Origin of the sequence: Amycolatopsis sp. NPDC021455 (genome assembly GCF_040640995.1) — a bacterium.
In the GTDB taxonomy this organism is placed as follows: domain Bacteria; phylum Actinomycetota; class Actinomycetes; order Mycobacteriales; family Pseudonocardiaceae; genus Amycolatopsis.
Window position 1 is genome coordinate 164,377 of the sequence record NZ_JBFACT010000001.1, and the last position, 20,351, is coordinate 184,727.

Below are 20,351 nucleotides of genomic sequence, written 5' to 3' on the forward strand. Positions count from 1 at the left end.
GGTGAACCTAACCGGAGGAGGGGGTGGCGTGCGTCACGGCGACGAGGGAACCCCGATCCCCAGTCCGGGGGACCGGCGCACCCGGGGAACTCAGGGGCGCAGGAAGTTCCGCAGGTGCGCGACGACTTCGTCCGGCTGTTCCTCGGGGAGGAAGTGGCCGCATTCGGCGAGGGCTTCGCCGATGACGTCGTCCGCGTACTCCCGCCAGATTTCGAGCGTCGGGAGCGTGCCGAGCAGGCCGTTCGCGCCCCACAGCGCGAGGAGCGGCTGGGTGACGCGCTTGCCGGCCGCGTAGTCGGCGTCGTCGAGTCCGGCGTCGTCCGGGAAGGAGGCGCGGTAGTCGTCGAAGCCGGCCCTCAGCGCTCCGGGCTGGGAGAACGCGCGGACGTACTCGGCGACGGCGTCCGCGTCGAGGGCGTGGCGCTGGTGGGTCCAGCGCTCGAAGAAGTAGCCGAGGTAGGCGGCGATGTTCTGGCCGGCGAGCAGTTCCGGGAGGTCGGGCTGGAGGTGGAAGAGCCAGTGCCAGTACGCCTTCGCGACGCCGGCGTCGAGCCGTTGCCACATCGCGCGGGTGGGGGCGATGTCGAGCACGGCGAGGCGTTCGACCTGGTCGGGGCGGTCGAGGGCCCAGCGGTGGGCGACGCGGCCGCCGCGGTCGTGCCCGGCGACGGCCGTCCTGGCGAACCCGAGGTGTTCGGCCAGCGCGGCGACGTCGGCGGCCATCGTGCGCTTGTCGTAGCCGGTGCGCGGTTTGTCGGTGCGGCCGTAGCCGCGCAGGTCGGGGGCGATGACGGTGTGCGTCTCGGCGAGGGGCTCGATGACCTTGCGCCAGCAGTGCGACGTCTGCGGCCAGCCGTGCAGCAGGAACAGCGGCGGCCCGTCCCCGGCCGTGCGGTAGTGCATCCGGATCCCGTTGACCGTGGCCATGCGTTCTAACCGGTTCATGGGGTTAGACGATAGCCCGGCTTCTAACTGTCTTCAAGGGTTAGAATGGCGGCATGGAGTGGGTCTTCGACGGCGGACGGCCGTGCCTCGACCTGGTCAACACGCTGCGCTCCCGGCACGCCGAGAGCGTGGAACTGCTGACCGGGCCGGACGCGCTGGCCGAGTGGCTTTCGCTCGCCGGGTTCACGGCGGGCCCGGTGCCGGTGACGGCGGGGAACGTGCTGGCGGCGAAAGCGCTGCGGGAGGCGATCGACCGCGTGCTCCTGCCGCCCGAGGTGCCGGAGAAGATGGACATCGAGCTGGTCAACAACGCGGCGGCCGCGGCGCCGGCACCCCCGCCCCGCCTGACCCTGGCGGGCGGCGTGCTCAGGCGCGAGATCCCGGCCCCGAAGGACCCGGTGGCGGCGGCCTTCGCGGTCCTGGCGGCGGACGCGATCGACCTGGCGACGAGCGACGCGGAGGTCCGGATCTGCGCGGCGGACGACTGCGGGCTCCGCTTCTGCGACGCCTCCCCACGCCGGAACCGCCAGTGGTGCTCGATGGCACGCTGCGGCAACCGCGCGAAGGCCCGGGCGCACTACGCGCGAGTCAGTGGTCGTGAGTGAAAAAGCGGGTCAAGACACTGTTATTCAGTCACGACCGCCTACCAGCAGCCGGTGGGCCCATGGGTGCGCCCGGAGCCACACGTTGAGCTTCCCGACCCACCGCATGGGCGCTGTCCGCAGCCCCGCCGGGACCGGCGTGGCGACGAACCGCACGCAAGCCGCGAACCGCTCGAACCGCCGCTGGTCCGCCTCCGTCCACTTCAGACCCAGCGTCTTCCGCAACGAAGGCGGCAAGGTGGCGCGGACCAGGAACAGCTGCCCGATCCGCAACCGCCGCCACCACGAATCCGGGAGCCACCGCACCGGTTTCCCCGCGGTCCGGATCGTCTCGAACAGCGTGTCGATCGTCGGGTTCGGCCGGAAACCCGCCACCATCGCGTCGTAGTACCGCTCGAAGGCCGCCCAGTCCCGCGGCAGATCCCGCTCCCGGACCCCGAGCAGCCGCCCGATGCCGCACATCTGCGCGTAGTACTCCTCGAGCTCCGAAGCGGACAGCGGCACACCGAAAAAGCGTTGCGCGTCCACCGGAGCCTTCACCAGCGTCGCGTGCACCCACGCATACGCCGCCGGGTCCAGCGCGCTGTACCGCCGTCCGTCCGCCGTGCCGGTGAACGTCCGGTGCAAGGACCGCAACCGCGCCGCTTCCACCCGCGCCCCGGCCACGCCGCCGTAAACGTAGATCGACAGCGAGGCGACCGTCCGCATCAGGCGCGTCCAGGGATCCGAAGCGTAGTCGGAATGATCCCGCACGCCCGCCGCGACGACCGGGTGTGCCACCTGCAGCACCAGCACCTGCTCGGCCAGGAGCGCGTCGCGGAAGTCGCCGAAGTACTTCCACGCCGCCGTGCCCCGGACGACCGGTGGCGCCACTACGCCCCGCGCAGCAGCATCATCAGCGGTTCGGCCACCGGGGTGTCGGTCTCGCCGGTGGCCAGCCGCCGCAGCTGCAGCCCGGCGATCAGCGCGACCACCGGGCCGGCCAGCCGCCGCGGCTGGGGCACCCCCAAGGCTTCGAGGATCGTCACGGCCAGTTCGTCGTACGCCGCGAAGCAGCGCGACGAAGCTTCGTGCAGCTCGGGATCCCGCGCGGACTGGAGGTACAGCTCGTGCGCGCCGAGCTCGTCGGCGCCGAACGGCAGCTGCGCGATCACGTGCTCGACGACCGTGGCCGCCTGCTCCACGCTCAACCCGTCCGCGCGGTAGCCGTCGACGATCGCGCCCAGCTTCGCCGTCTCCTCCTCGACGAACAGCAGCATCGCTTCGCGCAGCAACGCCGTCTGGCTGGAGAAGTGGTAGGTCAGCGTGCCGAGCGAGACGCCGGCGGCGGCGACGATCCGGCGGTTCGTCAGCCCGCCGACGCCGTGTTCGCCGACGACCGTCAGCGCGCCGCGCAGGATGGCTTCCCGCGTGCTCACCACCTTGTCGCGGGATGCCGCTCCGGCCACCGTTCGACCTCTTCCAGTTGCGCGGCGAGGGAGATCAGCCGCTCCTCGGCGTGCGACGGGCCGAGCAGCTGCGCGCCGAGCGGGAGACCCTCGGCCGTCAGCCCGGCCGGGACGTTGACCCCCGGCCAGCCCAGCACGTTCCACGGCCAAGCGTACGGGCAGGCGGCGATCATGGCCTGGTCGGTCTCCCAGCCGGACAGCCCGTCGAAGGTGCCGATCGGCGGCGGCGGGGTCGCGGTGGTCGGGGTGAGCAGCACGTCGACGCGGCCGAACACCGAGCCGATCCGCCGGTGCAGGCCCGGCTCGAGGGCGCGCGCCAGCCGCAGCGCGGGCCCGGCCAGCAGGCGGCCGTGGCCGGCGTTGCTGCGCGTGCGCGGGTCGAGCCCGGCCCGGTCGGGCACCCGCAGCGTCCAGTCCCGGACGCCGGTCAGCGAGCGCGGCAGGAACGTCAGGCCGATCAGCCCGTAGTCGGGTTCGACCTCGACGATCTCGTGGCCCAGCCCGGCGAGGGACTCGGCCAGCCGCCGCACGCTCGCTTCGACGACCGGGTCGAGCCGGGTCTTGGTGGCGGTGAACGGGATCCGCGTCGACAGCCCGATCCGCAGCCTGCCGGGCTCGCGGCCGGCGGCGGTCCGGAAGGCGCGGCCGGTGGCGGCCGTGACGTCGAGCAGCAGGGCGGCGTCCTCGACCGTCCGGGCGAGCGGGCCGAGCACGGTCAGGCCGTGGAACAGCTCGCCGCCGGTCGGGATCCGCCCGCGCTGGGTCTTGATGCCGACCAGCCCCGTCCACGCGGCGGGGATGCGCACCGAACCGGCGCCGTCGGACCCGAGCGCGGCCGCGATGACCCCCGACGCCACCGCGGCCGCGCTCCCGCCCGAAGAACCCCCTGGGGTGTGGCCGGGGTGCCACGGGTTGCGCGTCACGCCGAAGGCGGGGCCTTCGGTGAACGGCCACTGGCCCAGCTCGGGGGTGTTCGTCTTGCCGATGATCACAGCTCCGGCCTCGCGCAGCAGCGCGACGGCGGGCGCGTCGGACGTCGCGCACGGGAACTCGCCGACGCAGCCGAACGAAGTGGGCAGGCCGGTGAGGTCGACGTCGTCCTTGATCGCGACCGGCACGCCCAGCAGCGGCGCGCGCTCGCCGGCGCTCAGCCGCCGGTCCGCCTCGGCGGCTTCGGCCCGGGCTTCGTCGTCACGCAGGTGACGGAAGGCGTTGAGCGTGGGCTGGCTCGCGTGCGCGCGCCCGAGCGCCGCCGCGGTGAGCTCGGCCGAGGTGACCTCGCCCGCGGTGAGCTGCGCGGCCTGGGCGGCGAGGCCCGTGAAATCGAGGCTCGTAGCGGTCATGGCGGCCCCCGAAGGTTCTCGTTCGTTCGAACGAACGAACGTTACCGGATGCCGGCGGTCTTCGGCTACTCCCGATGAGTTTTCGGCGTCCCGGCCGTCTGTCCCTTCGACGACTACGTGAGGAGAAACCATGGCCACGGTGCACGCGGGGATGAGCATGTCGCTGGACGGCTTCGTCGCCGATCGCGAAGGTGGCACGGCCCGGCTGTCCGATCCCGCCGCGTCGACCGGCAGCGAGTGGATGACCGACCTGATCCGGGAGACGGGCGCGGTCGTCCTCGGCCGCCGGTCGTACGCGATGGCCGAGGACCCGGACTGGTACGCCGGCAACTACGAGTTCCAGGTCCCGATCTTCGTCGTCACCCACAGGCCGCCGGCCGTGCTGCCCGCCCGGAACGAGAACCTCACCTTCACCTTCGTGACCGACGGGATCGCTTCGGCGATCACGCAGGCGAGGGCCGCCGCCGGGGAACGGGCGGTCAAGGTGATCGGCGCGAGCGTGGTCCAGCAGGCCGTGCGGGCCCGGCTGGCCGACGAGCTGCACGTCCTGATCGCTCCGGTGCTGCTGGGCGCCGGGCTGCCGTTGTTCGGCGACCCCGAGCTCGACGGCGTCACGCTCCGGCGGATCGGCGTGCGGGAGGTCGGGCCGGTCACCGAACTTCGCTTCCGAGTGCTTTAGTGGGTGGAAAGCCGAGCCTGGAGGGCCGATGACGTTCGACTTCGCCGGATTCCCGGATGCCGCGCTGGCCGCGGTCCCCCGCGTCGACCTGGGCGGCTGGCCGACGCCGCTGCAGGCGGCCCCGCGGCTCGGCGAGGCCCTCGGCCTCCGGAACCTTTGGCTCAAGCGCGACGACGTCCACCCGCTCGGCGCCGGGGGCAACAAGCTCCGCAAGCTGGAGTACCACCTCGGCGCCGCACGGGCGGCCGGCGCGGACACCGTGCTCACGTTCGGCGCGCTCCAGACCAACCACGGCCGCCAGACCGCCGCCGCGTGCGCGAAGCTCGGCCTGCGCTGCGAACTCGTCCTCACCGCGAAGGTCCCGCGCGACGGCGACGCGTACGAACGTTCCGGCAACATCCCGCTGGACAAGCTCTTCGGCGCGACCGTCCACGTCTGCGCCGACGGCGAGGAGACCGGCCGCACCTACGACCGCCTGGTCGCCGAAGCCGCGCAGGAGGGCCGGAAGGTCGCCACGATCCCCGTCGGCGGCTCCAACGACCTCGGTGCCCTCGGGTACGTCCGCGCCACACACGAACTCGCGAAGCAGCTGGCGGAACACGGCATCGAGCGCGCCCACCTCGTCGTCCCGCACGCCAGCGGCGGCACCGCGGCCGGAGTGGCCCTGGCCACCGGGCTGCTCGGCGGCCTCGGCGTCGGCGTCGCCTGTGTCAGCCACCCGCTCGACGAGGCCACGGAAAACCTGCGCGACCTCGTCGGCGGCGCGGCGAAGCTGCTCGGCGTCGAACCGCCCGCGCTGAACCACGTCCGGCTGGGCGACTCCACGCTCGGCCCCGGCTACGGCATCCCGACCGACGCGGTCTGGAACGCGCTACGCCTCTTCGGCCGCACCGAGGGCGTCGTGCTCGACCCGGTCTACACCGGCAAGGTGGCCGCGGCGCTGATCGAATGGGCGGGTCACTTCGCCCCGGACGACCACGTGGTGTTCCTGCACACCGGCGGCATGCCCGGCCTGTACGGCTACGCGCCCGAACTGGCGGCGGCCGTCGAAGGCTGATTCCAGCCGGGCCGCCAGCCACAGCAGCGTGCCCAGCAGCCCGACGTCGGCGAGCAGCAGCAGCCGCTGCGTGACACCGATCGGGAAGACCTCGGAGATCGCCGGGAACGGCGCGATCCCGGCCTCGCTGAGCCGCACGAAGACGAAGCTCGTGGCGAAGAGCGCGAACGCGGCCGCGGTCAGCCGGATCGCCCGGACCAGCGCCCCGCGTTCCGGGCGGCCCTTCAGCGGTTCCAGCAGCGAAATCGCCGCGCCGGGCAGGCTGCAGAACGCGACCAGGCACGCGTAGAGGTGGATTTCGCCGCTCACCGGGTCCGGCGCTTCCGGGTAGCTCGCCGGGAAGATCGCGGCCGCGGCCAGCCCGAGCGCCCACAGCGCGAGCAGCAGCCGGGTCGTCCGCGACAGCGGCACCCCGGCGACCTGCAGCGCGCCGAGCACCGCCAGCGACCCGATGGCCAGCGAGAGCACGCTCGCGCCGAGCATGCCTTCGCCGCGGTCGGTCACCGTGTAGCTCGACAAGGTGTCGTACACCGGGTTGCGTGAGCTGATCACGTGCAGCACCACCGCGGTGAACAGGCCCCACCCGATCGCCGCCACCGCGACCAGCCGCCACGGTCTCGTGCGCTTCCCCGCTTCCGTCCCCATGCCGTCCAGGTTCCCGCCGAACGGCACGGTGGGTGATCAGGGAAGACCCTGATTTCCCCCGGAGGTGAAGTCGACCAGGACGAGCGCCTGGTCGTCGTGGCGCTTCGGGCGGGGCCAGCGTTCGCGGTCCGGATCCTGCTTCTCCGCGGTGCGGACGGCGTCCAGGACCACGTCCGGCCCGTCGGCCCGGGCGATCGCCAGGACCTCCCGCCAGTCGAAGAGCGCGTACTGGTCGACGCCGATGGACACGCCGTCGCTGGCGAGCAGGACCGCGTCGACGTCGGGCCGTCGCCAGCTGCGCCGGACCGCGTGCGCGGCGGCACCCGGGACGGCTTCGGCGACCCAGAAGCCGTCGTGGGCGTTGCGCCGGCGGCGGACGTCGGCGCCGGTCTGGAGCATCCCGCGCCGCCGCAGCCGGGCCAGCCGGTCGTCCGAGACGACGTCGACGCCGAAACCGCCGAAGCCGATCACCGGGCTGTCGGCCAGCACCAGCGCGTCGACGCGGTCGTCGAGCCAGCGCACGGCCGCGACCGTGCTCGACGGCGACTGCTGCGGCCGCAGCCGGTTCGCCGCCGTCACCTCGGCGATCGACGACGTCAGCAGCTCGGTCAGGTCGGCTTCGGGGTGCGCGCGGAGGTCGTCGGCGAGGCGCCGGGCCAGCCGTTCCGCGTACCAGCCGCCAGGGGGTTGCGAGGGGTCCGACGAGGTGGCGCCGTCGAGGACCAGGACCGCGTTGTCCAGCACGACGACGTGGTCCTCGGTGGGGCGTGGGTGGCCGTCCGCGCCCACCCCGGCCCGTTCGGCGATCGCGATCTCGGGCATCACCCGACTGTACGACGCCCGTCCGACGGCTTCGCGATGAGCATGTCAACTTCGGTTGACAAGCCGGGAGATGTCAACGTAGGTTGACAGGCATGACGGAAGCGACGGATTTGGCCGCCCGGGCGGGTGACCGCGATCCCCGGGTGGGGCTGCGCGCGGTCGCCGCGCTCCGGCGGCTGCTGGAACAACTGGAGGCCGTGCAGGTCCGCAGTGCGCGGGTGCAGGGCTGGTCGTGGCAGGAGATCGCCGCCGAGCTGGGGGTCAGCCGGCAGGCCGTGCACAAGAAGTACGGGAGGCACTGATGTTCGAACGGTTCACGGCCGACGCGCGGATGGCGGTGGTCGAGGCGCAGATCGTGGCGCGGCAGTCCGGTTCGGTGGAGGTCGGGCCCGCCCACCTGCTCGCCGGGCTGGTCAAGACCGGCGTCCCGCTGCTGGCCGAGCTGGGGGTGTCCGCCGACGACATCGCCGCGGAGCTGGCGCGGATCCGGCGCCGCGGCGGCGTGAGCGACGCCGACGCCGAAGCGCTCACCGAATTCGGCATCGACGTCGAGCAGATCGTGGAGGCCGTCGAGCAGACCCACGGCGAAGGGGCCCTCGCCGGCCGCCTCGGCCCGGCCAAGCGGGGGCACATCCCCTTCACCGCCCAGTCGAAGAAGACCCTGGAGCTGAGCCTCAAGGAAGCCGTCCGGCTGGGGGACAAGCACCTGGGCCAGGAGCACATCCTGCTGGCGCTGGCCCAGCAGCACGGCACCGACGACGTGCTCGCCCGGCGCGGCGTCGACTATCAGTCACTGTCCCGGGCCGTGCGGCAGCGCAAGGCGGGCTAGTGACGCTGCTGTCGCTCGCGCTTTTCGCGCCAGGTGGTCAGCGGCAGCACCGCCTGGGTGAGCGGGCCGATCGCGAGGGCGTAGAGCACGGTGCCGAACCCGACAGTGCCGCCGAGGGCGAACCCGGCGACGACCACGGAGATCTCGAGGCAGGTGCGCACCAGCCGGACCGACCGGCCGGTGCGCGCCGCGAGCCCGGTCATCAGGCCGTCGCGGGCACCGGGACCGAGCCGCGCGCCGACGTAGGTCGCGGTCGCGACACCGTTCAGCGCCACGCCGCCGACCAGCAGGACGATCCGCCAGGTCAGAGCGTGCTGGTCCGGGATGACCGCGCGGGCCAGGTCGACGACCACCGCGATGACCACGACGTTCGCGACGGTGCCGATGCCGGGGCGCTGGCGCAGCGGGATCCACAGCAGGAGCACGGCCACCGAGATCAGGCCGGTCGCCGTGCCGAAGGTCAGCCCGGTGTGTTTCGTGACGCCTTCGGCCAGCACACCCCAGGGTTCGAGGCCGAGGTGGGCACGGGTGAGCATGGCGACGCTGACGCCGTAGAGGGCGAGGCCGGACAGGAGCTGGGTGCTGCGCCGGGCGGGGTCGCGGGAGATCCGGACGGGCCGGAGATCGATCTGAGCCACGTGCCCACTATCTGCCGCGACTGGCCTTGTAAACCATAGCCAATTACCGGATATTGGCCTTATGGAACCCGTGATCCCGCTGGGTGGGCGCGTCTCCGGCCCACGATTGGCCGTCTTGCTGGGCTCGTGGCGCCAAGGCGGTTCCCGGCAGGGTGCCGCGGACCTGGCCGCGGCCATCGAGCTGCAGGTGCTGGACGGCCAGCTCCCGCTCGGCACCCGGCTGCCCGCCGAACGCGAGCTGGCCGACGCGCTCGGCGCCAGCCGGACGCTGATCGGCGCGGCACTGGACCGGCTGCGGGAGAACGGGTTCGTCGCGAGCCGCCGCGGCGCCGGCTCGTGGATCACCGCACCCGGCCGGCGCCGCCGGGACACGGCCGTCCCGGACGGCGCTGACCTGATCGACTTCGCCCACGCGTCCCCGCCGGCCCCGCCGGGCATGATCGCGGCGGTCGACGCCGCGCGCGCCACGCTCGTCGACCACCTCGGGCAGCACGGCTACCAGGACCGGGGCCTGCCGGTCCTGCGCGAGAAGATCGCCCGGCGCTACACCGAGCGCGGGCTGCCGACGACGGCCGCGCAGATCATGGTCACCAACGGCGCGCACCACGCGTTCGTGCTGGTCCTGCGGATGCTGACCGGGCCGGGCGACCGCGTGCTGGTGGAGCAGCCGACGTACCCGAACGCCCTCGAGGCGGTCCGGGCCGCGCACGCCATCCCGGTGCCGGTGGCGCTCGACCCGGCCGGCACCCGCGGCTGGGACATCGCCGGCATCGACGCGGCGCTGCGCCAGGCGTCCCCGCGCCTGGCGTACCTCGTGGTCGACTTCCAGAACCCGACCGGCCTGCGCCTGGACGCCGAAGGCCGCGAACGGCTCGGCGCGGTGCTCGCCCGGGCGCGGACGCCGGTGGTGGTGGACGAAACCCTGGTCGAGCTGGACCTCGAAGGCGATCCCCTGACCGGGCCGCCGCCGCTGGCCGCCTTCGCGGGGGACCTGGCGATCAGCGTCGGCTCGGCGTCGAAGTCGCACTGGGGCGGGCTGCGCCTGGGCTGGATCCGCGCGTCGGAGGACCTGCTCGGCCGCCTGATCTCGGCACGCTACGCCGTGGACCTCGGCTCGCCGGTCTTCGAGCAAGTGGTGTTCTCGGAACTGCTGGAGGCCGACGGCTGGGCGGCGCTGGCACGGCGTCGCGAGGAACTGCGCGGCAACCGCGACGCGCTGGCGGCCGCGGTGAGCCGGCACCTGCCGGACTGGACGTTCACGCCGCCGAAGGGCGGCCTGTCGCTGTGGTGCCGCATCCCGGAGCCGGTCAGCTCGCGGCTCGCGGTGGCGTCGGCGAGCCACGGTCTCCAGGTGACGCCGGGGTCCCGCTTCGGCGTCCACGGTGGCATGGAGCGCTGGATCCGGCTGCCGTTTTCGCTGCCACCGGCGAAGCTCGACGAGGCGGTCCGCCGGCTGAGCGCCGCGGCGGCGTCGGTCCGGGGGACGCCGGCGTCGCTGGACGCCCCGCTCGCCTGAAGCTCGCCTGAAACGAAACGAACCGGTGCGCTGGATGCGAGCCTGCTCCCAGGGATGGGCGGCGTTCATGTGCATCCAGCGCACCGGTTCGTCGTTCCACACACCCGCTCACGGACGTGACCCCGTTCGCGGGTGCCGCGGCTTCCCGGCACAGCCCCTCGACGTGCCGGGAAGCCGGCGGCTCAGGTGCGCTCTCGGTACTGCGAGTCCTCGCTCGGCGCGGTGAGCAAGGGCTCCCGGAGCGCGCCCGGTGTGGGTCCCGGCGCCGCGGGGGCAGCGCGGCGCCGGGACCGGGATCCGACCCGGCCGGGCGCGGTCGGCCGGTCGGAAAGACTGGGGTTCGGCATGGTTTTCGCCCCTGGGGGTACGTCGGACGCGCCACGGCGTCACGAGACGTGAAAGAGCCACGGATTGCGTACTGGAGCAGGGGAATCGTCACGCCTCAACGGCGTGGACGTGCGTCGAGTCGATCTTGTTTTGGACGCACTTGTCCCCGGCTGCCCGGTGCGGGGTCAGTCGGGGGAGGTGGTGGGCAGAGCGGCTTCTCTGCCCGCGCCGTCGACGTCGTGGTCGCGGCTGGCGCCGATCAGCTTGAGCTGCGTGGTGGTGACGTCGGTGTGGACGGCGAACGCGTGCCGGGCGCCGCCGGGGCCGTCGTGGCCGGGCGCGGCCGTCGGGGCCGGTGCGCTCGGGGCGGTGGTGCCGCCGGGCAGGCCGGGAGTGGAGTCGCCGCCGCCACCCGAGGCGTGGACGCCGGAGTCGCGCGGCCGGTCCTGGACCACCGGGAGCTCCTGGTGCCGGACGATGACGTGCGCGACCGCGACCCGGCTCGGGGACTGCTGCGGGACGGCCGCCGTCACCGGCGCCGCGACGGGCGGGGCTTCGGTCAGGACCGCGCCGGCGGCCTGGGTGGCGGTGCCGGTCACCAGGCCCGGCACGATCGCCGTGACGCCGCCCGAGTTCGAGCTGCCGCCGAACACCGGGGCCAGCACGTCGTCGAGGGGCAGCAGCACGGGCGCGTCCGGGTTGCCCCCGATCGGCTGGGTGAGCGGCGCGAGAACGGTGTGGGACAGCGTGTCCGTGACCGTGCCGACCGTGCTCGTGACCGTGGTGAGCGTCCCGCCGACCACGTTGAGGACGCCGCCGACGAGCCCGCCGAGCAGGTCGCCACCGGACGACGTGGCCTTCGTGGCGACCGCCGGCTCTTCCGCCGCCGAGGTGGCCGCAGTGTCCTTTGTGTCCTTGGTGGGCTCGGCCGTCGTCTCGTCGGCCTGCTTCGGCGCGTCGCCGACGGGCTGGGTTTCCGCCGTCGGCGGGGTTTCGCTCGGCGGCGTTTCGCCCGTGGACGGCGTTTCGCCCGGATCGGTGCCGCTGCCGGCATCCGTCTTCGGCTGAGCGGCGCACGCGTCGATGCCGGTTTCGCGGTGGCTCTTGCGGTGCCTGCCGTGCGCGAACGGCTTCGCGGCATGGTCCACAGTGGAAACCGCGGGTGCCTCGGGGCAGGCCGGCTGTTCGGCCGCCGACGCGGTGTTGCCGGAAAGTGCCGCGCCGAGCAGCCATCCGGCGAGCGTCAGGCCGCCCGCGACCAGGATCTTGGCGGCGGGCCGCTGCAGCGACGCCGTCCACGGGCGGGGCGCGCGCACGCGCGCGTGCGGAGCTTCACCCGTTGTGAGCGCAGGCTGAAAGGGGGTGCCGCGGCGCACGTTCGCCACCGTGCTGCTCACCGCCACCACCACCGTCCGCGCCTGTAGCTCTCGCGTCGCACGCTCGAGTCTGTTGTTGCTGGGGTCTTTCTCCGGCCAGGTCGCAGTTCCCCCGGGGCTGCACTCTTTCTAGCACCGCTCGGGAGTCTTTCATCTCTCCCGGCTTCGATCCAGCCCGTACAGCGGAACGGCCCTACCGGGCAAGGTATCTGCCGCCGAGGAGTTGATCACTCTCAGTGCCGTTCGGGTGCTTGCCTGCGGCCATTCGGAGGAGTGCCGCGAATTGCCTCTCCGGTGGTTGACCCGATGTTTCCCGCCGGCACATCGCGGTACGTGCCGAACCGGTCGCTTTAGGTGTTCGTATCACGATTTCCGCGGGCGGTTCGCGACCGGGCGCCGGCCGTCCGAATCCCGTTTCTTTCCGTGATCACGCAGGCGTCACGGCGTCGCAGGAGCGCACTCCGATGGTTGCGGAGCGTGACCGCCTTGACCGTCGTGGACACTGCCCCGCACCCCGATCGGCTGTCGGCGGAGACCGCGGCGCGGGAGCCCGGTCGTCAGACCAGTTTGCGCAATCGGGTGATGGCCTCGTCGATGACTTCGTTGCGCTTGCAGAACGCGAAACGCAGCAGGTGGTTCCACTCGTCCGGGTGATCGGTGAACACCTTCACGGGCACCGCGGCGACACCGGCCCTGCCGGGCAGTTCCCAGGCCAGGTCGGCGGCGTCGGTGAAGCCCAGCGGCCGCACGTCGACGCAGACGAAGTAGGTGCCCGCCGTCGGCCGCACGGTGAACCCGGCGTCGGCGAGCCCGGCCGAAAGCCGGTCGCGCTTTTCCTGCAGCGAATCGCGGAGGCCGTCGACCCACGGCAGTTCGTGGTCGAGCGCGTGCGCGACGGCCGGCTGCAGCGGGCCGCCGGAGACGAAAGTGATGAACTGCTTCGCCGCTTTCACCGCGGCGACCAGCTCCGGCGTCGAGCACACCCAGCCGATCTTCCAGCCAGTGCAGTTGAACGTCTTACCGGCGCTGGAGATGCTCACCGTCCGCGGCCGCATGCCGGGCAACGTCACCAGCGGGACGTGTTCGGCGTCGTCGAACACGAGGTGCTCGTAGACCTCGTCGCAGATGGCGATCAGGTCGTGTTCGACGCACAGCGCTGCCAGCGCCTCCAGCTCCGCGCGGGTGAACACGGTCCCGGTCGGGTTGTGCGGCGAGTTGACGAGGATCGCCCTGGTCCGCGGCGTGACGGCGGCACGCAGCCCGGCGACGTCGAGGCCGAACCGGCCGTCCGGGCCTTCGACGAGCCCGACGACCCGGCGCTCGGCCCCCGCCATGGCGACCGCGGCGGCGTAGGAGTCGTAGTACGGCTCGATGACGATCACCTCGTCGCCGGGCTCGGTCAGCGCCAGCAGCGCCGCCGTGATGGCCTCGGTCGCGCCCGCGGTGACGAGGATCTCCGTGTCCGGGTCGTACTCGGTGCCGTAGCGCAGCCGGTGCCGCGCGATGGCGGCCCGCAGCTCGGGCCGCCCGGGCCCCGGCGGGTACTGGTTGGCCCCGCCGAACAGCGCGTTCTTCGCCGCCTCGAGCATCCCGGCCGGGCCGTCGGTGTCCGGGAAGCCCTGGCCGAGGTTGACGGCGTCGTGCTTGACGGCCAGCGCGGTCATCTCGGCGAAGATGGTCGAGGTGAACGGCCGGAGGCGGGGGACGAGAGCAGGTTCGCGCACGATCAAGCATCCTCACGGACAATGGTGATGTGGAGCAACTGACCCCCGCGAAGGTGACGCCCGCCGACCCGCCGGGCGGCCTGGCCGGTGAAGCGGAAAAGCGGCGCGCGCTGCGCAAGATGAAACTCGTCGCGCTCTCGTTCCTGCTCGGTGCCACGCTCGTGTTCCTGCTCACGAGCTGGGCGCAGGCGAGCGGCTGGCCGGGCTGGGTCGGCTACGTCCGCGCGGCGGCCGAGGCGGGCATGGTCGGCGCGCTGGCCGACTGGTTCGCCGTCACGGCGCTGTTCCGGCACCCGCTCGGGCTGAAGATCCCGCACACGGCGATCATCCCGAACAAGAAGGACGCGCTGGGCAACAGCCTCGGCGACTTCGTCGGCTCGAACTTCCTGTCCGAGGAGGTCGTGCGCGACAAGCTCAAGCGCGTCGAGATCGCGCGGCGGCTGGGTGCGTGGCTGGCGCAGCCGGACAACGCCGAGCGCGTGACGTCCGAGCTGGCGACGGTGGTCCGGGCGGCCGTGAAGGTGCTTCGCGACGAAGACGTCCAGGCGATCATGGAGCAGGCCGTCGCGCGGCGGATCATCGACAAGCCGTGGGGCCCGCCGCTGGGCAAGATCCTCCAGGGCGTGTTCGCCGACGGCGCGCACCACAAGCTCGTGGACCTGATGTGCGACCGCGCCTACGAGTGGGTGCGCGACAACCACACGACGATGTTGCGCGTGGTGTCGGACCGGGCGCCGAGCTGGTCGCCGAAGTTCGTCGACGAGATGCTCGCGGACAAGGTCTACGGCGAGGTGCTGTCGTTCGCGTGGGCGGTCAAGACCGACGTCAACCACCCGATGCGGCTGGCGCTGGACAAGTTCCTCGGCGAGTTCGCCCAGGACCTGCAGACCGACCCGGACGTGATGGCCCGCGCGGAGCAGGTCAAGGGCCAGATCGTGCACCACGAGGAGGTGCAGCGGCTGATCGGCTCGGCGTGGAGCACGGCGAAGGAGATGCTGCTGACCGCGGCCGAGGACCCGTCGAGCGAGCTGCGCCGGCGCGTCCGGCTCGGGCTCACCTCGCTCGGGGAGCGGCTGGTGACCGACGACCAGCTGCGCTCGAAGGCCGACGGCTGGGTCGAGGGCGCCGCGGCGTACCTGGTGAGGAACTACTCGCGCGAGATCACCACGATCATCACCGACACGGTCGAGCGCTGGGACGCCGAGGAGACGTCCCGCAAGATCGAGCTCCAGGTGGGCCGTGACCTGCAGTTCATCCGGATCAACGGCACCGTGGTCGGCGCGCTCGCCGGGCTGGTCATCTACGCCGTCGCCGAGCTGCTGTTCTGATCAACCCGGCGCTATACCACACTTGGGGGAGCTTCAACCCAGTTGTCCACAGGAAGCTGAGTTATCCCCCGGGTTATCCACAGGTTTTCACGGTGATGGCCTAACGGCTGTCCACAACGTGTGGGGGCGAGGCAGTCCCGGGCATGGATATGTGGTGCCTTGTCCCCGAGTTGTCCACAGCCGTTCGAGGGTCCGCCGCTCGGATGAGACGTCAGCCCGCGGCGGCGGCGCGGGCCCGCCAGCCTCGCGCCTTCTCCCGGTTGCCGCAAACGCGCATCGAGCACCACGTGCGCGAGCGGTTGCGGGACTCGTCGTAGAACGCCCAGAGACAGGTGTCGGCGGGGCAGATCTTGAGCCGGATCCAGTCCCCGCGCACGACCAGCCGCGCGCAGGCGGCGAACACCGCGCCGACGACGTCGTCCGCGACCAGCGCCGGCCCGGCGTCGGTGAGGGAGATCCGGGTGCCGACGTCGACGCTGCCGCCGGGCAGCCGCGGGTCGCCGATCGCGGCGCGCAGAGCGTCCCGGGCCGCGCGCGCCTCGGCGGCCGGATTGGCGGTCAACGCGTGCTTCGCCGCCCACTCGTGCCACTCCGCGGGATCTTCGAGCAGGTCAGTGCCCTCTTCGACGTTGACCGTGTTGAGGAACTCCACCACGAGGGAGGCGTCGGTGTGCACTTACCGAGTGTACGGCGCTTGCCTCCGGGTGTGCTAACCCACATAATCGCTTTACTGGTTACTCATGATCGAAGGGAGCGAGAAATGAGTGCGGTACCGACGCTGGGTGTGGTGGCCCTCGACTGCCCCGACCCGGCGGCGCTGGCCGAGTTCTACCGGTCGGTGCTCGAGTGGGAGGCGCCCGAAGCCACCGAAGACGGGCACTGGGTGACGCTGGCCAACCCCGCGGGCGGCGCGGGCCTGGCGTTCCAGCGAGTGCCCGACTACCGGCCGCCGGCGTGGCCGTCCGCGGAGAACCCGCAGCAGCTGCACCTGGACCTGAACGTCACGGACCTGGAGGCGGCGCACGAGCGCGTGCTCGGCCTGGGGGCGAAACTGCTGGACGACCAGCCCAAGACGTTCCGCGTCTACGCCGACCCGGTGGGGCACCCGTTCTGCCTGTGCGCCTGCTGACGTTTTCTGGGTAGGCTCGGCGGGGTGATTTGTCCGAAGTGTCAGAACCAGATGCGGACCGTGGCCAAGAACGGCGTCCACATCGACCAGTGCGACGGCTGCCGCGGCATCTTCCTGGACCGCGGCGAGCTCGAGGCGATCGTCGGTGCGGAGAGCTCGTTCTACGGCCACCAGCCGCCGCCGTACCAGGGTGGGCACGGCCGCCCCGACTCGCCGCGCCCCTACCGCGGCGGCTACCCGGACTCGCCGAAGGCGTACCGCGGGGGCTACCCGGACTCGCCGCGGCCGCACCGCGGGTACTCGGACTCACCGCGCCCCTACGGCGGCCACGGTCACCGCAAGCGCAGCTTCCTCGAGAACCTCTTCGACTGAGGTGGGCCTCGACCTGCGGATCTGCCCGGCGTGCGGCGACCTGGCGGACCGCCCGGTCGTCTCCGGCGCCGTGCTGCGGTGCGCGCGGTGCGGGCACGAATGGCCGTTCCGGAAGCTGCCGCTGTTCGCGCTGACCGGCCCCAGCGGCGCGGGGAAGTCGACGATGGGCCCGCTGCTGGCGGCGCGGTTCGCCGGTGACGTCGTCGTGCTGGAGCAGGACATCCTCTGGATCAACGCGCTGCGCGACGACGTCACGGCGTTCCGCGCGGTCTGGCTGCGGATGGCGGCGATCCTGCACCAGAGCGGCCGTCCGGTGGTGCTGTGCGGGACGGTGGCGCCCCCGGAGTTCGAGGCGTTGCCGGAGCGCGCGTTCTTCAGCGACATCCACTACCTGGCGCTGGTCGGCTCGCCTTCGTCGCTGCGAGCCCGCCTCCGGGCGCGCCCGGCGTGGCGGGAATGGGACGAGCCGCGGATCGAGGAGATGCTGGAGTTCAACGACTGGCTCCGGAAGTCGGCGCCGGAACTGGGCGTCGACCTCTTCGACACGACCGAGGTGTCGCTGGAGGTCACGGCCGACCACGTGGAGAAGTGGATCCGCGCCCGGTTGCCCTAGTTGTCGCGCGGGTCGTTGTCGCGCGGGTCGAGCGGCCAGGTGCGGCCGCCGGGGTCGTCGAGCCAGAACTCCTGGCGGTCCGCGGTCACGGTCAGGCCGAACCGGTCGCGCTCCGGCTTGCCGAGTTCGCACCACTCGACGTAAGCCGCCTCGGCGAGTTCCCACAGCGCCCGCGGCCCGCCCTGGGCCACCTCGTTCGCGCCGGCGCGCTTGCGGTGGCGGACCCACGAACCGTCCGGGTGCACCAACGCGAAGCTGGCGGCTTCGGCGTCGTTGTCCAGGCGAATCGCCCGCACGCCCGGCAGCGCCAGCCCGGCGAAGAACTCGAACTGCCTGCGCGGCTGGAGCACCATCGACATCGGCAGCCGCGTCTGGCCCCAGTCGTCCCGCGACGGCGTCGGCAACGGGTCGTACTCCGGCAGCCGGTGCGCGCGAAGCGGCATGAAGCGGCCGTCGCGCGCGAGGACGCGGCCCTGCGCGGTCCCGTCCTCACCCGCGACCAGCCGGACGAGCCCGGCGCCGATCGGCCGGTTCAGCGTCGTCACGATCAGCCCGCCCGGCGCGGTCTGCGCCAGCCACGCGGGCGGGATCGACGACACCGAAGCAGTGCACAGGACCCGGTCGAACATCGTGCCGGCCGGGAAGCCGAGCGCGCCGTCGCCCACCGCGCACGCCGGCCGGTAGCCCGCCGCGGCCAGCCGCTCGCGCGCCGCCTCGACGATCCCCGCATCGATGTCCACTGTGGACACTCGGCCGGCGCCGCAGCGGTGGCTCAGGAGAGCCGCGTTGTAGCCGGTGCCGGTGCCGATCTCGAGCACGCGGTGCCCGTCGCGGACCCGCAGCTCCTCCAGCATGATCGCCATGATCGACGGCATGCTCGACGAGCTCGTCGGCGTGCCCGCCACCGGCCCGGTACGCCGGGCGAGCTCCCAGCGGTCCGGGTCGTCGTCCAGCTGGGTCACCAGCACGTCGCGGGAGTAGACGGTCTCCAGCCAGCCCGGGTCGCCGCGGTCGACCGCGGCCCAGAGCCCGCCCGCCGGCGCGAAGAACCGCGGCAGGAACACGTGGCGGGGCACCGCGCGGAAGGCGGCGATCCACTCCGGGGCGTGCAGGACGTCCTCGTCGAGCAGCTGCTCGACGAGCCGCCGCCGCAGCCGGGCCGAGCGCGTCATGGGACCACGTTAGCCGGTGAGCACCACCACACCCGATAGTTGCAAGCAGAGTGCTTGCAATAGCTAGCACTCGCGCGTACCGTCGAAGGTGTCGCGAGGAGGTGACCGGATGACAGAAACCGGTGGGACGTCAGGATCCGGCAGTCCCATGGAGAAGGTCGCGGACATCGCTTCCGACATCGGCGAGTACATCCGCCAGCAGCGCAACACCGCGAAGATCTCGTTGCGCCAGCTGTCGAAGCTCGCCGGCGTGTCCAACCCGTACCTGAGCCAGATCGAGCGCGGGGTGCGCAAGCCCAGCGCGGAGATCCTGCAGCAGATCGCCAAGGGCCTGCGCATTTCGGCGGAAGCGCTGTACGTGCAGGCCGGGATCCTCGATCTGCCGACGGGTGGTCCGGTGGGCGACGCGATTCGCGCCGACGCCGAGCTGACCGAACGGCAGAAGCAGGTCCTGCTCGACGTCTACGAGTCCTTCCGCCGGGAGAACGCCGCGGCACGGCCGGCCGCCGAGTCCTCTCCCACCCCAGACACCACTTCAGCCGCAGAACCCAAGGAGTCAGCATGACCACCCCGAAGACCGAAGACGTCAAGAAGGCCGTCACCACCGCCCTCGACCAGGTCCGCACGCCGCTGCTCGCCGCGCTCGGCGCCGGCAACCTGGCCACCCACGCCGTCACCGACGCCGTGGCGAAGGCCAAGGAGAACGTGACCAAGAGCGGCGAGGTCGCCCGCAAGAACCTGCAAGAGCTGCCGACCGACGTCGAGAGCCTCCGCGAGAAGCTGGACCCGGCCGAGCTGCGCAAGGTCATCGACGAGTACACCGAGGCCGCGCTCAAGCTGTACAACAAGCTGGCCGAGTCGGGCGAGCAGGCGTGGGACAAGATCGCCGCGCAGCCGCAGGTCAAGAAGGCCATCGAGCAGCTCGAAGAGGCCCTGACCACCGCGCAGGGCCAGGTCGAGGACGTCGCGGGCGAGGTCCGCGAGCGCGTCGACGGCGTGCTGGCGAAGGTGACCAAGCGCACCCGCTCGGCCGGCGAGAAGACCGCCCGCAAGGTGACCGAGGTCGCCGGCGAAGCCGCCGACGCCATCGAGGAGCTGGGTGACGACGTCGCCCACGAGACCCGTTCCGCCAGCCGCAAGGTCGCGAACAAGACGGCCCCGAAGACGGCCGCCCCGGCCCGCCGGACGACCACCAGCGCCGCCGCGAAGAAGCCGGCCGCGCCGAAGGCCGACAAGTAAAAACGCCGTGAACACCCGGCCCCGCCACCGCACCCCCGGTGGCGGGGCCGGGGTCGTTCGGGTGGTTTGCCGTAAGCTGTCGCTGTGCTAGTCGCCATCTGGATCCTCAATGTCATCCACTGGGGCAGCGCGCTGGTCGGGCTCTTCGCCTTCGTGCACGCGCTGCTCCAGCGCGCGGACGCCTACTCGGCGGCCGACCGCAAGACCAAGCCCATCTGGATGCTGATCACCGGTGGCGCGACGCTCGCCATGGTGCTGTTCCCCGTGATGGGCCCCGGGATGATCTTCTACGTGCCCGCCATGGCCGCGGCCCTGGTCTACATCGTGGACGTCCGCCCGAAGCTGATCGAGGTCCAGCGCGGCGGCTCAAGCTGGTGAGCCGCGTTCCGGCGCGCCGCTGAACCTGCCCCGCGCCCGGTGCTGCTGAACTCGCCCCGCGCCCGGTGCTGCTGAACTCGCCCCGCGCCCGGCGCGCTGAACTCGCCCCGCGCCCGGTGTGCCTCCTTCCCGGCCTCGCCCGTCGCGGCGGGGGCGCTTTAATGGGGTC

The 20,351-nt window shown here is 72.4% G+C and carries 23 protein-coding genes and 1 pseudogene; 13 read left to right on the forward strand and 11 right to left on the reverse strand.

Going from position 1 to position 20,351, the window contains the following annotated elements; genetic code table 11:
- Positions 1-90: 90 nt before the first annotated feature.
- Complete coding sequence (locus AB0G28_RS00920) at positions 91-945, reverse strand: alpha/beta hydrolase (RefSeq protein ID WP_361081651.1); 855 nt, start codon at positions 943-945, stop codon at positions 91-93.
- Between the two features lie 53 nt (positions 946-998).
- Here AB0G28_RS00920 and AB0G28_RS00925 point away from each other — a divergent pair, with 53 nt between their 5' ends.
- The gene (locus tag AB0G28_RS00925; protein WP_361081653.1) at positions 999-1,550 is read left to right on the forward strand and encodes a CGNR zinc finger domain-containing protein; all 552 of its coding nucleotides are present in this window, start codon (positions 999-1,001) and stop codon (positions 1,548-1,550) included.
- Positions 1,551-1,574: 24 nt separating this feature from the next.
- On the opposite strand, the gene AB0G28_RS00930 is transcribed toward AB0G28_RS00925, so the two are convergent.
- From AB0G28_RS00930 to AB0G28_RS00940, 3 genes are read right to left on the reverse strand one after another with little or no spacing between them, the layout of a single operon-like run.
- A complete protein-coding gene (locus AB0G28_RS00930) occupies positions 1,575-2,420 on the reverse strand; it encodes an oxygenase MpaB family protein (protein ID WP_361081655.1) in 846 nt (281 codons plus the stop codon).
- Positions 2,420-2,995, reverse strand: coding sequence for a TetR family transcriptional regulator (locus tag AB0G28_RS00935; protein WP_361081657.1), 576 nt, complete (start codon positions 2,993-2,995; stop codon positions 2,420-2,422). The genes AB0G28_RS00930 and AB0G28_RS00935 overlap by 1 nt, the downstream gene beginning before the upstream one ends.
- Entirely contained in the window at positions 2,962-4,338 is a 1,377-nt protein-coding gene (locus AB0G28_RS00940; protein ID WP_361081659.1) for an amidase, read from the reverse strand. The genes AB0G28_RS00935 and AB0G28_RS00940 overlap by 34 nt, the downstream gene beginning before the upstream one ends.
- Positions 4,339-4,468: 130 nt before the next feature.
- Between AB0G28_RS00940 and AB0G28_RS00945 the strand changes: the two genes are divergently transcribed.
- Positions 4,469-5,017 (forward strand): dihydrofolate reductase family protein, encoded by a 549-nt coding sequence (locus tag AB0G28_RS00945; RefSeq protein ID WP_361081660.1) that lies wholly within the window; start codon positions 4,469-4,471, stop codon positions 5,015-5,017.
- Positions 5,018-5,045: 28 nt separating this feature from the next.
- Positions 5,046-6,074, forward strand: coding sequence for a D-cysteine desulfhydrase family protein (locus AB0G28_RS00950; protein WP_361081662.1), 1,029 nt, complete (start codon positions 5,046-5,048; stop codon positions 6,072-6,074).
- Between the two features lie 78 nt (positions 6,075-6,152).
- On the opposite strand, the pseudogene AB0G28_RS00955 reads toward AB0G28_RS00950, so the two are convergent.
- Both AB0G28_RS00955 and AB0G28_RS00960 read right to left on the reverse strand, forming a co-directional pair.
- A pseudogene (locus tag AB0G28_RS00955) lies at positions 6,153-6,719 on the reverse strand (DUF998 domain-containing protein); the annotation flags it as partial.
- 36 nt (positions 6,720-6,755) lie between these two features.
- Positions 6,756-7,541 (reverse strand): protein phosphatase 2C domain-containing protein, encoded by a 786-nt coding sequence (locus tag AB0G28_RS00960; RefSeq protein WP_361081664.1) that lies wholly within the window; start codon positions 7,539-7,541, stop codon positions 6,756-6,758.
- Positions 7,542-7,633: 92 nt separating this feature from the next.
- Between AB0G28_RS00960 and AB0G28_RS00965 the strand changes: the two genes are divergently transcribed.
- The gene (locus AB0G28_RS00965) at positions 7,634-7,843 is read left to right on the forward strand and encodes a sigma factor-like helix-turn-helix DNA-binding protein (protein WP_014154112.1); all 210 of its coding nucleotides are present in this window, start codon (positions 7,634-7,636) and stop codon (positions 7,841-7,843) included.
- Entirely contained in the window at positions 7,843-8,370 is a 528-nt protein-coding gene (locus AB0G28_RS00970; RefSeq protein WP_361081666.1) for a Clp protease N-terminal domain-containing protein, read from the forward strand. Before AB0G28_RS00965 ends, AB0G28_RS00970 begins: the two co-directional genes overlap by 1 nt.
- Here the strand turns inward: AB0G28_RS00970 and AB0G28_RS00975 are convergent.
- Complete coding sequence (locus AB0G28_RS00975; RefSeq protein ID WP_361081668.1) at positions 8,367-9,008, reverse strand: hypothetical protein; 642 nt, start codon at positions 9,006-9,008, stop codon at positions 8,367-8,369. The genes AB0G28_RS00970 and AB0G28_RS00975 overlap by 4 nt on opposite strands.
- A 61-nt stretch (positions 9,009-9,069) precedes the next feature.
- Here AB0G28_RS00975 and AB0G28_RS00980 point away from each other — a divergent pair, with 61 nt between their 5' ends.
- Complete coding sequence (locus AB0G28_RS00980; protein ID WP_361081670.1) at positions 9,070-10,524, forward strand: PLP-dependent aminotransferase family protein; 1,455 nt, start codon at positions 9,070-9,072, stop codon at positions 10,522-10,524.
- Positions 10,525-11,036: 512 nt separating this feature from the next.
- Here AB0G28_RS00980 and AB0G28_RS00985 read toward each other — a convergent pair.
- Together AB0G28_RS00985 and AB0G28_RS00990 are read right to left on the reverse strand one after the other, a co-directional pair.
- Entirely contained in the window at positions 11,037-12,167 is a 1,131-nt protein-coding gene (locus tag AB0G28_RS00985) for a hypothetical protein (protein ID WP_361081672.1), read from the reverse strand.
- A 617-nt stretch (positions 12,168-12,784) separates the two neighbouring features.
- The gene (locus AB0G28_RS00990; protein WP_361081674.1) at positions 12,785-13,951 is read right to left on the reverse strand and encodes a pyridoxal phosphate-dependent aminotransferase; all 1,167 of its coding nucleotides are present in this window, start codon (positions 13,949-13,951) and stop codon (positions 12,785-12,787) included.
- Positions 13,952-13,980: 29 nt separating this feature from the next.
- Between AB0G28_RS00990 and AB0G28_RS00995 the strand changes: the two genes are divergently transcribed.
- Positions 13,981-15,279 carry a DUF445 family protein gene (locus AB0G28_RS00995; protein WP_361081676.1) on the forward strand — a complete coding sequence of 433 codons (1,299 nt, stop codon included), beginning with the start codon at positions 13,981-13,983 and terminating at the stop codon, positions 15,277-15,279.
- Between the two features lie 211 nt (positions 15,280-15,490).
- On the opposite strand, the gene AB0G28_RS01000 is transcribed toward AB0G28_RS00995, so the two are convergent.
- Positions 15,491-15,955 (reverse strand): CGNR zinc finger domain-containing protein, encoded by a 465-nt coding sequence (locus AB0G28_RS01000; protein ID WP_361081678.1) that lies wholly within the window; start codon positions 15,953-15,955, stop codon positions 15,491-15,493.
- An 84-nt stretch (positions 15,956-16,039) separates the two neighbouring features.
- On the opposite strand from AB0G28_RS01000, the gene AB0G28_RS01005 reads away from it, so the two are divergent.
- Genes AB0G28_RS01005 through AB0G28_RS01015 form a run of 3 tightly spaced genes read left to right on the forward strand, consistent with a single transcriptional unit; the run spans position 16,040 to position 17,393 of the window.
- Positions 16,040-16,408 (forward strand): VOC family protein, encoded by a 369-nt coding sequence (locus tag AB0G28_RS01005; protein WP_361081679.1) that lies wholly within the window; start codon positions 16,040-16,042, stop codon positions 16,406-16,408.
- Positions 16,409-16,435: 27 nt separating this feature from the next.
- A complete protein-coding gene (locus tag AB0G28_RS01010) occupies positions 16,436-16,780 on the forward strand; it encodes a zf-TFIIB domain-containing protein (RefSeq protein WP_361082341.1) in 345 nt (114 codons plus the stop codon).
- 1 nt (position 16,781) lies between these two features.
- On the forward strand, positions 16,782-17,393 hold the full coding sequence (locus AB0G28_RS01015; protein ID WP_361081681.1) for an AAA family ATPase: 612 nt from the start codon (positions 16,782-16,784) through the stop codon (positions 17,391-17,393).
- Here AB0G28_RS01015 and AB0G28_RS01020 read toward each other — a convergent pair.
- On the reverse strand, positions 17,390-18,565 hold the full coding sequence (locus tag AB0G28_RS01020) for a methyltransferase domain-containing protein (RefSeq protein ID WP_361081683.1): 1,176 nt from the start codon (positions 18,563-18,565) through the stop codon (positions 17,390-17,392). The genes AB0G28_RS01015 and AB0G28_RS01020 overlap by 4 nt on opposite strands.
- Positions 18,566-18,713: 148 nt before the next feature.
- On the opposite strand from AB0G28_RS01020, the gene AB0G28_RS01025 reads away from it, so the two are divergent.
- From AB0G28_RS01025 to AB0G28_RS01035, 3 genes are all read left to right on the forward strand, one after another.
- Positions 18,714-19,130: a helix-turn-helix transcriptional regulator gene (locus AB0G28_RS01025; protein ID WP_361082343.1), complete on the forward strand. Its 417-nt coding sequence runs from the start codon at positions 18,714-18,716 to the stop codon at positions 19,128-19,130.
- Positions 19,127-19,804, forward strand: a complete 678-nt coding sequence (locus tag AB0G28_RS01030; protein WP_361081685.1) for a hypothetical protein — start codon at positions 19,127-19,129, stop codon at positions 19,802-19,804. Before AB0G28_RS01025 ends, AB0G28_RS01030 begins: the two co-directional genes overlap by 4 nt.
- Positions 19,805-19,888: 84 nt before the next feature.
- Positions 19,889-20,182 (forward strand): DUF2516 family protein, encoded by a 294-nt coding sequence (locus tag AB0G28_RS01035; protein WP_013222364.1) that lies wholly within the window; start codon positions 19,889-19,891, stop codon positions 20,180-20,182.
- The last annotated feature ends 169 nt before the right edge of the window (positions 20,183-20,351 follow it).

Coding starts and splice junctions, on each gene's coding strand:
- AB0G28_RS00950 (WP_361081662.1), top strand. CDS start 5,046: ATGACGTTCGACTTCGCCGGATTCCCGGATGCCGCGCTGGCCGCGGTC.
- AB0G28_RS01020 (WP_361081683.1), bottom strand. CDS start 18,565: ATGACGCGCTCGGCCCGGCTGCGGCGGCGGCTCGTCGAGCAGCTGCTC.
- AB0G28_RS00925 (WP_361081653.1), top strand. CDS start 999: ATGGAGTGGGTCTTCGACGGCGGACGGCCGTGCCTCGACCTGGTCAAC.
- AB0G28_RS00960 (WP_361081664.1), bottom strand. CDS start 7,541: ATGCCCGAGATCGCGATCGCCGAACGGGCCGGGGTGGGCGCGGACGGC.
- AB0G28_RS01030 (WP_361081685.1), top strand. CDS start 19,127: ATGACCACCCCGAAGACCGAAGACGTCAAGAAGGCCGTCACCACCGCC.
- AB0G28_RS00940 (WP_361081659.1), bottom strand. CDS start 4,338: ATGACCGCTACGAGCCTCGATTTCACGGGCCTCGCCGCCCAGGCCGCG.
- AB0G28_RS01025 (WP_361082343.1), top strand. CDS start 18,714: ATGGAGAAGGTCGCGGACATCGCTTCCGACATCGGCGAGTACATCCGC.
- AB0G28_RS00945 (WP_361081660.1), top strand. CDS start 4,469: ATGGCCACGGTGCACGCGGGGATGAGCATGTCGCTGGACGGCTTCGTC.
- AB0G28_RS00920 (WP_361081651.1), bottom strand. CDS start 945: ATGAACCGGTTAGAACGCATGGCCACGGTCAACGGGATCCGGATGCAC.
- AB0G28_RS00980 (WP_361081670.1), top strand. CDS start 9,070: ATGGAACCCGTGATCCCGCTGGGTGGGCGCGTCTCCGGCCCACGATTG.
- AB0G28_RS00965 (WP_014154112.1), top strand. CDS start 7,634: ATGACGGAAGCGACGGATTTGGCCGCCCGGGCGGGTGACCGCGATCCC.
- AB0G28_RS00970 (WP_361081666.1), top strand. CDS start 7,843: ATGTTCGAACGGTTCACGGCCGACGCGCGGATGGCGGTGGTCGAGGCG.
- AB0G28_RS01005 (WP_361081679.1), top strand. CDS start 16,040: ATGAGTGCGGTACCGACGCTGGGTGTGGTGGCCCTCGACTGCCCCGAC.